General features: G+C 62.1%; 10 protein-coding genes. 1 reads left to right on the top strand and 9 read right to left on the bottom strand.

Going from position 1 to position 8731, the window contains the following annotated elements; all coding sequences use genetic code 11:
* Positions 1 to 7: 7 nt before the first annotated feature.
* The 7 genes from ptsP to RIN49_RS17245 all read right to left on the bottom strand — a co-directional run bounded on the left by ptsP (position 8) and on the right by RIN49_RS17245 (position 7110).
* Positions 8 to 1756 (bottom strand): phosphoenolpyruvate--protein phosphotransferase, encoded by a 1749-nt coding sequence (ptsP, locus tag RIN49_RS17215; protein WP_309121385.1) that lies wholly within the window; start codon positions 1754 to 1756, stop codon positions 8 to 10.
* Positions 1740 to 3626 carry a glucose PTS transporter subunit IIA gene (locus RIN49_RS17220; protein WP_309121386.1) on the bottom strand — a complete coding sequence of 629 codons (1887 nt, stop codon included), beginning with the start codon at positions 3624 to 3626 and terminating at the stop codon, positions 1740 to 1742. The genes ptsP and RIN49_RS17220 overlap by 17 nt, the downstream gene beginning before the upstream one ends.
* A 109-nt stretch (positions 3627 to 3735) precedes the next feature.
* On the bottom strand, positions 3736 to 4455 hold the full coding sequence (locus tag RIN49_RS17225; RefSeq protein WP_309121387.1) for a hypothetical protein: 720 nt from the start codon (positions 4453 to 4455) through the stop codon (positions 3736 to 3738).
* A 119-nt stretch (positions 4456 to 4574) separates the two neighbouring features.
* Complete coding sequence (locus tag RIN49_RS17230; protein ID WP_309121388.1) at positions 4575 to 5000, bottom strand: CoA-binding protein; 426 nt, start codon at positions 4998 to 5000, stop codon at positions 4575 to 4577.
* A gap of 16 nt (positions 5001 to 5016) precedes the next feature.
* Complete coding sequence (gene aroA, locus RIN49_RS17235; protein ID WP_309121389.1) at positions 5017 to 6306, bottom strand: 3-phosphoshikimate 1-carboxyvinyltransferase; 1290 nt, start codon at positions 6304 to 6306, stop codon at positions 5017 to 5019.
* Positions 6307 to 6388: 82 nt separating this feature from the next.
* Entirely contained in the window at positions 6389 to 6745 is a 357-nt protein-coding gene (locus RIN49_RS17240) for a fluoride efflux transporter FluC (protein WP_309121390.1), read from the bottom strand.
* Positions 6742 to 7110 carry a fluoride efflux transporter FluC gene (locus RIN49_RS17245; RefSeq protein ID WP_309121391.1) on the bottom strand — a complete coding sequence of 123 codons (369 nt, stop codon included), beginning with the start codon at positions 7108 to 7110 and terminating at the stop codon, positions 6742 to 6744. Before RIN49_RS17245 ends, RIN49_RS17240 begins: the two co-directional genes overlap by 4 nt.
* A 101-nt stretch (positions 7111 to 7211) precedes the next feature.
* On the opposite strand from RIN49_RS17245, the gene RIN49_RS17250 reads away from it, so the two are divergent.
* Positions 7212 to 7505, top strand: a complete 294-nt coding sequence (locus RIN49_RS17250) for a rhodanese-like domain-containing protein (RefSeq protein ID WP_309121401.1) — start codon at positions 7212 to 7214, stop codon at positions 7503 to 7505.
* Positions 7506 to 7508: 3 nt separating this feature from the next.
* Here RIN49_RS17250 and RIN49_RS17255 read toward each other — a convergent pair whose 3' ends face one another.
* The gene (locus RIN49_RS17255) at positions 7509 to 8033 is read right to left on the bottom strand and encodes a shikimate kinase (protein WP_309121392.1); all 525 of its coding nucleotides are present in this window, start codon (positions 8031 to 8033) and stop codon (positions 7509 to 7511) included.
* 118 nt (positions 8034 to 8151) lie between these two features.
* Positions 8152 to 8731 (bottom strand): NADP(+)-dependent, decarboxylating phosphogluconate dehydrogenase (locus tag RIN49_RS17260; protein WP_483874278.1); only part of this gene is annotated, 580 nt, incomplete at its 5' end.

Consider the following 8731-nt stretch of genomic DNA (forward strand, 5'->3'; position numbering starts at 1 on the left):
CTCGCGCTTACGTCGCGCAGCCGCACCCCATGCCGATCCGCTCGAGCGCCTCGCGGATGTCCCGGCTCGTCTTGAGCTTCGACAGCTCGCCCCAGTGCGCCGCGGAACGGGCGGCGGACGCCTTCAGCAGCTCGCTCTTGAGCGGCAGCATCAAACCCGACGCCATGCTCAGCTCTCTTACGCCTAATCCGAGCCAAATCGGCAGCGCGAGCGGATCGCCCGCCATCTCGCCGCAGACGCTGACGCCGATGCCCGCGTGCTGCGCCGCGGCGACCGTCGTCTGAATCATCCGGATGACGGCCGGGTGGAACGGGTCGTACAACGACGCGACATGCTCGTTCAGGCGGTCCGCCGCGAGAATGTATTGCGTCAGATCGTTCGTGCCGATGCTGAAGAAGTCGACCTCGGAAGCGAGCAGATCGGCCACGATCGCGGCGGCCGGCACCTCGACCATCATACCCACGCGCATATGTTCGTCGTATGGCTGCCGCTCCGCGCGCAGCTCGGCCTTCGCTTCGTCGAAGATGCGCTTGGCCGCGCGGAATTGTTCGACCGACTGAATCATCGGGAACATGACGCGAACGGTGCCGCAGGCTCCCGCGCGAAGAATGGCGCGCAGCTGCGTCTTGAACGTGTGCGGCTGCGCCAGCGAAATCCGAATCGACCGGAAGCCCAGCACCGGGTTCTCTTCTTCCGGAACGTCCGCGTACTCGAGCTGCTTGTCGCCCCCGACGTCGAGCGTTCGGATCGTCAACGGCTTGCCTTCCAGCAAGGAAGCGGCTTGGCAATAAATCTCGTATTGCTCCTGCTCCGTCGGGTACGTCTCCCGGTCCATGTAGATGAATTCGGTCCGGAACAAGCCGACGCCCTCCGCGCCGCCCTCGAGCGCCGCCTCGAGATCGCGCAGCGACGCGATATTGGCGAACAGCGACATGCGAAGGCCGTCCGTCGTCACGGTCGGCAGCGTCGCGAGCGACTGCAAGCGTTCCAGCACGCGGACCTCGCTCTCGCGCAGCTCCGAATACCGTCGGATTTCCGCTTCCGGCGGATTGACCAGCACGATGCCCGCTTTGCCGTCGATCACGAGGACGTCGCCCGTCTGAATCGGCTCGGCCAGCTTGCCCTCCAGCCCGAGCACGAGCGGAATGTTGAGCGCCCGAGCCATGATCGCGGTATGGGACGTGCTGCCCCCCGCCAGCGTCACGATGCCGAGCACGTGATTCGGATTCAGATGCACGAGCTGGGACGGCGATACTTCCTTCGCGACGAGGATGAACGGCTTGTTGTCCGTCGGCAGCTTCACGTCCGGCGTGCCGATCAAGTGCTTCAGGAGACGATTGCCGACGTCCTTGATGTCGAGCGCGCGCTCCTTCATATATTGATCGTCGAGCAGATCGAACATGTTGACGAATTTGTCGATGACTTCTTTCACCGCCACCTCCGCCGCCTTATACTGGCGCTGGATGATGCCCTGGATCTCGTTCATGAAGACGGGATCGTCCAGTATGGCCAAGTGGGCGTCGAAAATGTTCGATTCCTGCTCGCCGATATACCCCGAGATTTCCTGTTTGATCGACGTGATTTCTTGCTTGGAGTGGCGAATGCCCTCGTACAGTCGTTCGAATTCGGCCGCGAGATCGGTGACGTCCTTTTTGTTTTCGGGAACGTCCCACTCCCAATGCGGCAGAACGAAAGCTTTGCCGATCGCGATGCCGGACGAGGCACCCGTGCCCTGTATGTTACGCGCGGTTGACATCGGACGGATCCTCCTTTAGCGTGACTGACATGACCGAAGCCTGGCCCTTGCGAACGGCCTTGAACGGAGCGTAGCTCCAAGACTTAACCCTTGCCGGATTCGTGACGACCATCGGCGTCGCGATCGACTTCGCGTGCTTGCGCAGCTTCGCCAGATCGAACGTGATCAGCAGCTGCCCCGGTTGCACCGTTTCGCCCTCGGTGACATGCGCTTCGAACGGCTCGTTCGGCACCTGCGACGAATCGATGCCGATATGCAGCAGCACTTCGAGTCCTTCCGGGGTAACGATGCCGATCGCGTGGGCCGTCGGGAACAGGGTGGAAATTTTCCCGGCCACCGGCGCGACGAGCTCCCCGCGTTCCGGCAGGAAGGCGGCCCCGTCGCCGACGATCTTCCCGCCGAACACCGGATCGGGCACGTCCTCGAGCGGGATCATGCGTCCCGCGACCGGCGAGCGGAACGGGACGACGCGCGGATCCTTGCGGATCGTCTTCATGATCTCCTCGCGGATGAGCTCGGAGAACGTGCCGAAGACGACCTGCACGTTCCCTCCGCCGAGGGTGATGACGCCCGCCGCGCCGAGATGGCGCAGCGCTCCGATGTCCATCTCCCGGTCGTTCGCGAGCGTCAAACGCAGTCTCGTGATGCACGCCTCGATGCGGACGACGTTCTCCTTGCCCCCGAGCGCCTGCAGGATGAGCGGGGCTCGGTACGGGATGTCCCCCGCCCAATCATCCAGCGCCGAGCCTTCTTCCCGGCCCGGAGTCGGAATCTGGAACCGGCGAATCGCCCAGCGGAATAACAAATAATAACAGACTCCATAGGCGAGACCGATCGGCAGCAGCATCCAACTGTTCGTCGCGAGGTGGTTGTTGAGCAGGAAGTCGATCGCCCCGGCGGAGAAGGCGAAGCCGTGATGAATGTCGAGCGCGTACGTGATCCACATCGACAAGCCGGATAGGATCGCGTGGATGACGAACAAATACGGCGCGACGAACAAGAACGCGAATTCGATCGGCTCCGTCACTCCGGTCAGGAACGAAGACAGCGCCGCGGTCAAGAACGTCGCCTTCACCTTGGGCTTCAAGTCTTCTCTCGCTTCATGAATGATCGCGAAAGCGATTGCAGGCAACGCGAACATCATCGTCGGGTACAAGCCTGCCATAAAGATGCCGGCGGTCGGGTCTCCGGCGAAGAAGCGCGGCAGATCGCCGTTCACGATGCTGCCGTCCCATCGCTCGTACGTGCCGGTCTGGAACCATACGACGTTGTTCAAGATGTAGTGCAAGCCCGACGGTACGAGCAGACGATGCATCATGCCGTAGAGGAACGCGCCGAAGCCGCCCATCCCGAGCAGCAAGCCGCTCAGCTCGCGAAGCCCCGTCTGGACGTATGGACCGATCTGTACGACCAGGACGGAAAACAGGAACGAAGCGAAGCACATGATCAGCAGCACGAATCTTGGCCCGCCGAAAAATTGAATGTATTCCGGAAACCGAATTTCTTTGAAGCGATGATATAACAACGCCGCCATGATGCCGATGACGATGCCGCTCGTAACGCCGAGCTCGAAGCCGGCCGGGATGAAAAATTGCGTCACCCGATCGTATACGAAGTAGCCGACCAACGCCGACATGCCGGCGATGCCGGCGCTCTCCGATAAGCCGAGGGCGACCCCGACGGCGAAAATGTAAGGCAAATATGTAAAGACGGTCATGCCGGCGTATCTGAACAGATCGCTTAACTGATCGAACCCGATCGCTTCCCAAGGGATCGCGCCGAGTCGGAGCAGAATCGCGGCCGCGGGCAAGGCGATCATCGGCATCATCAGCGATCGGCCGAATTGCTGCAATATCCCCATCCAATTCACGCTCGGTCCGTCCCCCTTTCGTCTATTCGTAATGGTAATGAACCGCTTGTCTTTTGTCAAAGAGAAAAACGGCGGACGTCACCGTCCGCCGTTCGTCTTGTTGCCGGTATTAGAAGTTGCGGTAAGGAGAGAAATTGCTTTGGTTTTGCATGATTTGGCTCGTCGGCGTGTTGACGTTGTACGTACCCTGCACGTTGTTCAGCGTGTTGACGCCTTGCGAGCGACCCGTCGCGTACGTGCTTGCGCGCAAGGAATCTTCCCGCAGGTAGTTGTCATGGTCCGGACGGTTGCCGACGTAATTTTGCGTATGGTAGCTGTTCGTCCCTTGGAAGCTCGACTGCGCGCTTGGCTGGAACGAAGACGTCGAGCCGAAGCTTTGGCCTTGGTTCGACGCATACGAGCTCGGGGACTGGCTGTCTTCACGGAAGCTGCGATCGTGGTTCGGCTGGTTCCCTACATAGCTGGACGTGTGATAATTTCCCGTCTGCATGCTCGGGGACTGGCTGTCTTCGCGGAAGCTGCGGTCGTGATTCGGCTGGTTCCCTACATAGCTAGACGTGTGATAGTTGCCCGTCTGCATGCTCGGCGACTGACTGTCCTCTCGGAAGCTGCGGTCATGGTTCGGCTGATTCCCCACGTAGCCGGACGTGTGGTAGTTCGAACCCCCGAATTGCGTCGACTGTTGCGGCTGATAGAACGACTGGACGGCGCCCGTCGGTTGGAACGCCTTTTGCAGGCCGCGGTACTGCGACTGCACTTGTTGGCCGAAACCTTGTTGCTGACCGAAAGATTGTTGCCCGAAGGAAGGTTGGAACGATTGATTGAACACGATCGAATTTCCTCCTTAGAGTAAAAGTGGTCCCCCGAGGGCGCGCCGAGACGACGCATCCTTGGAAGCCTCTAATATTGTGTCTAAGGAACGGCGAAATTATGAATACGCCGGAGCGATCATTTTCGATTCGGACGCAACACCGCGTCTTCCACTTTAATGCATCGATCCATGATAACGTTCATCCCGGCATCCGACGCGATGCGCGCCGCCTCCTCGCTAGCGATGCCGAGTTGCAGCCACAGCGTCTTCGCGCCGACCGCGGCCGCCTCCTCCGCGATCGGCGGCGTATGCTCCGCCCGACGGAAGACGTTGACGATGTCGATCGATTCCGGGATGTCCTTCAGCGACGCGTATCCTTTTTGGCCGAGCACGTCCTCCCCCTTCGGATTGACCGGGATAATCCGGTACCCGCGATGCATCATCGCCTCCGACACTTCGTACGCCGGGCGGTCGGGGTTGTTGGTCAACCCGACGACGGCGATCGCGCCCGCTTGCTCGAGAATCGTCTTGATTGCGTCCCTGCTCGGATGTTCGTACGCCATAGGTTCAGCCTCCTTCTTATTCCATGCGGATATCGGCGCCCAGCGCTTTCAGGTGTTCGAAAAATTGCGGATACGACTTCGCGACGTGATGCGCGTCCCGAATGACGAGACCTTCGCTCGACCGCAGACCGACCACGGACAACGCCATAATGACGCGGTGGTCGTAATGCGCGTCGATGACGACGCCGCCCTTCACGCCTTCCGGCTTGCCGTGCACGATAATCTCGTCGCGCTTCTCCTCGACGTTCGCGCCCGCTTTCCGCAGTTCCGTTAAGTAGTCTGTAATCCGGTCGCATTCTTTATAACGCAAGTTTTCCACGTTGTAGAACCTTGACGTGCCTTCGGCGAAGACGGACGCGGCCACGCATGCCAGAACGGCGTCCGTAAACTCGTCTCCGTCGAACTCCACCGCCCGCAGCTTGCCGTTGCCCTGCACCCGAACGATCCCGTTCTCATGCGTCAACGGCGTTCCCATCGCGCGGATGACGTCGACCGCCTTGCGTTCGCCTTGCTTGCTGTTCTCCAGCAGTCGATGCACCGTCACGTCCGATTGCGTGACCGCGGCCGCCGCGAGGATCGCCGCCGAGCCGGGGTAATCGCCTTGCACCGAATAATCGCCGACGCGGTACGCTTGATTCCCGGGCACGCGATAGAACATTAAGTCGTCGCTTGCTTCCACCTCGATGCCGGCGTCGCGCAGCACCTCCAGCGTCTGGCCGACGACGATCTTCGACTTCAAGTCGTGCAGCACGCGAATTTCGCTGTCTTCCTTCAGCAGCGGCGTTAGGAACAGCAGCGAGCTAAGGAACTGCGAAGAGACGCTGCCGGACACTTCGATCGCGCCGCCCTTCGGCTGCCCGCCGTACACCGTGATCGGGAGCTTGCCTTGGTTATGATCGATGCGGACGTTCATCGTCTGCAGCGCGGAGATCAAGTCGTCGTGCGGCCGCTTGCCGAGCGAATCGGGGTACGTGTTGACGAAAGTGACCTCCGGAAGCAACGCAGCTACCGACAACAGGAAGCGCAATACGGCGCCCGCGTTCCCGACGTTCAACTCCTTGACCGCTTTCGGATGCTTGCCGAAGCCGTGCACCGTCATCTCGACGTCCGTCTCGGTCAAACCGGCTCCTAGGTCCCTCAGGCAGCGTCGCAGCGCGTCGCTGTCCTCGCTGTGCGCGGGATATTTGATGCGGCTGACGCCGTCGGCGAGCGCGGCGACGAGCATATAGCGGGTGGTGTAGTTTTTGGAGGATAACGCTTGAAGCTCCCCTTGCAAACGGGCGGTAGGTTTAACGATGGCATCCATGTTGAAATTCTCCTCTCTTCTATAGAACGAACGAGCCGCGAACGCGAGTAGTTATGTATCTTATCCAGCCAGCCTGTCGCCGCTACGGCGCGAGCGCCGTTCCGGCGCCGGCCGCCGCGATCGATGCCGCGACGGTAAGGGCGATATAAGCCGCCGACCGCCGCCGGCTTCCCGCTCGCGACAAAGTCGCGGCTTCCACGGCGAACGTCGAATACGTCGTGAAGCCGCCGAGCAGGCCCGCGCCGACCCCCGCTGCCGCGACGGGATTCGCGATCCCGCCGCCGGCCATCCACCCGAGGAGGAACGAACCGGCGACGTTGACGGCCAGCGTCGCGTAGGGCAGACGGTGCGAAGCGCGGTTCCGGCGAAGGACGGCGGCCCGCAAGGCGGCGCCGACCGCCCCTCCGGCCGCGACGGCGAAGAGGACGAGGGCGCTCAAGACGCGCCTCCCGCCCGAAGGCCGGCGTTCGCGAGCAGCGGTCCGGCGCAAGCGGACGCCGCGGCATACGTCGCCGCGGCGACGTAACGGCCGTCCGCCAGCAGCGTCCATGCCTCCAAGCCGAAGGCGGACATCGTCGTGAATGCGCCGAGAAAGCCCGAGGCGGCGCCCTGGTACGCGGCGGAAGACTTGTCCTCCGCCGAGAAACGGGCGGACATCCACCCGAGCGCATAGGCGCCGATCAGATTCGCGGCCAAGGTCGCGTACGGGAATCCGCCGGCCGACGCCGGAGCCAGCCATACGCCGAGCCCCCAACGGGAGACGGCCCCCGCCGCTCCGCCCGCGGCAATCCATCCGTATCGCATGGCAGCACCTCCGAGTTGACTTTGAATCCAAGGCCGACGTAAGATGATGGCAGACTTCGCATCCTACATTGACAACCGAAAGGAGCGCAACGATGAGCGATATGCGCACGATCGAACCCGAACACTTAGCGCGCCGGCTCGACGCAGGCGAGACGGTATGCATTATCGACGTCCGCGAAGACGAGGAAGTGGCCGCAGGCATGATCCCGGGAGCCCGGCACATTCCGATGGGCACGATCCCGGATCGGCTCGCGGACATTCCCCGCGACGGCGAAGTCGTCCTCGTCTGCCGCAGCGGCGCCCGCAGCGGCCGCGTCTACGAGTATCTCACCGCCCAAGGGTATGCGAACCTGGTCAATATGAACGGCGGCATGATGGCTTGGGAGAGCCGCTGACCGTCACGCCCGGCGCGACAAGCCCGTCCGCTCGATAATGCTCTCCACCGTCTCCCTTACGTTGCTGCGCGACGTATCGACGACGAGGTGGGCGAAATCGTACGCGTTCTTCCGCTCCTCGAGGAGCCGATGAACGCGTTCTTCTTTATCTCCTGCGAGCAGCGGCCGATTCGCGTCGCCCCGAAGACGCGCCAGCAGCACGTCCGGCGGTGCGGTCAGGGCGACGACGAAGCCGCCCTCCAGCATCGTCTCTCGGTTCGCTGGACGGAGCACGGCGCCGCCGCCCGTCGAGACGACCTGCCGCGAACCCGCCAAGACGCTCCGCAGCACCGTCGCCTCCGCGTCGCGGAAATACGCTTCTCCTTCTTCCTCGAACAGCTGCGGGATCGATCGACCCTCCCGTTCGACCACGGCCGCGTCGGTGTCGACGAACCGCCAACCGAGACGTTCCGCGAGCGCCGACCCGACGGTCGATTTCCCCGTTCCCATAAAACCGATCATCACGATGTTACGGTTGCTTGCGTTCAATGGTCGTTCCCCGTCCCCATTTTTTTCACATCATACCATAGCGCGCGCGGACCGAACAGCCCGAAAAAAGAAGCCTCCCGCCCGCGTCTCGCGGTCGGAAGGCTCAGGGGGGCGCGGCTTACTGCATCCACTCGAAGTGGAACGTCCCTTCTTTGTCCACGCGCTCGAACGTGTGCGCGCCGAAGTAGTCGCGCTGCGCCTGCAGCAGGTTCGCCGGCAGCCGCTCCGTCCGGTACGAGTCGTAATACGCCAGCGCCGACGAGAACGACGGCGTCGGGATGCCGCGCTGCACGGCCGTCGCGACGACGTTCCGCCAAGCGTCCTGGTACTTCTCGACCGCATTCTTGAAGTAGTCGTCGAGCAGCAGGTTCTTCAGCTCCGGATCGCGGTTGTACGCGTCCGTAATGTTCTGCAGGAACTGCGCGCGGATGATGCAGCCGCCGCGGAAAATTTTCGCGATCTCGCCGTATTGGAGGTTCCAACCGTAATGCTCGGACGCCGCCCGCATCTGCGCGAAGCCTTGCGCATACGAGCAAATTTTGCTCGCGTACAGCGCGCGGCGCACCTGCTCGATGAACTCGGCTTTGTTGACTTCCGCGTGGCTCGCCACCGGACCGCTTAGGATCTTGCTCGCTTCGACGCGCTCTTGCTTCATCGAGGACAGGAAGCGCGCGAAGACGGATTCCGTAATGATCGAC

The sequence above is a fragment of the Paenibacillus sp. genome (genome assembly GCF_031177825.1).
Lineage (GTDB): Bacteria > Bacillota > Bacilli > Paenibacillales > YIM-B00363 > Paenibacillus_AE.

What these genes read in the sequence shown, in the direction of transcription:
- ptsP (WP_309121385.1), bottom strand. Translation starts at nt 1,756, where the DNA reads ATGTCAACCGCGCGTAACATACAGGGCACGGGTGCCTCGTCCGGCATC.
- RIN49_RS17230 (WP_309121388.1), bottom strand. Translation starts at nt 5,000, where the DNA reads ATGGCGTACGAACATCCGAGCAGGGACGCAATCAAGACGATTCTCGAG.
- aroA (WP_309121389.1), bottom strand. Translation starts at nt 6,306, where the DNA reads ATGGATGCCATCGTTAAACCTACCGCCCGTTTGCAAGGGGAGCTTCAA.
- RIN49_RS17245 (WP_309121391.1), bottom strand. Translation starts at nt 7,110, where the DNA reads ATGCGATACGGATGGATTGCCGCGGGCGGAGCGGCGGGGGCCGTCTCC.
- RIN49_RS17250 (WP_309121401.1), top strand. Translation starts at nt 7,212, where the DNA reads ATGCGCACGATCGAACCCGAACACTTAGCGCGCCGGCTCGACGCAGGC.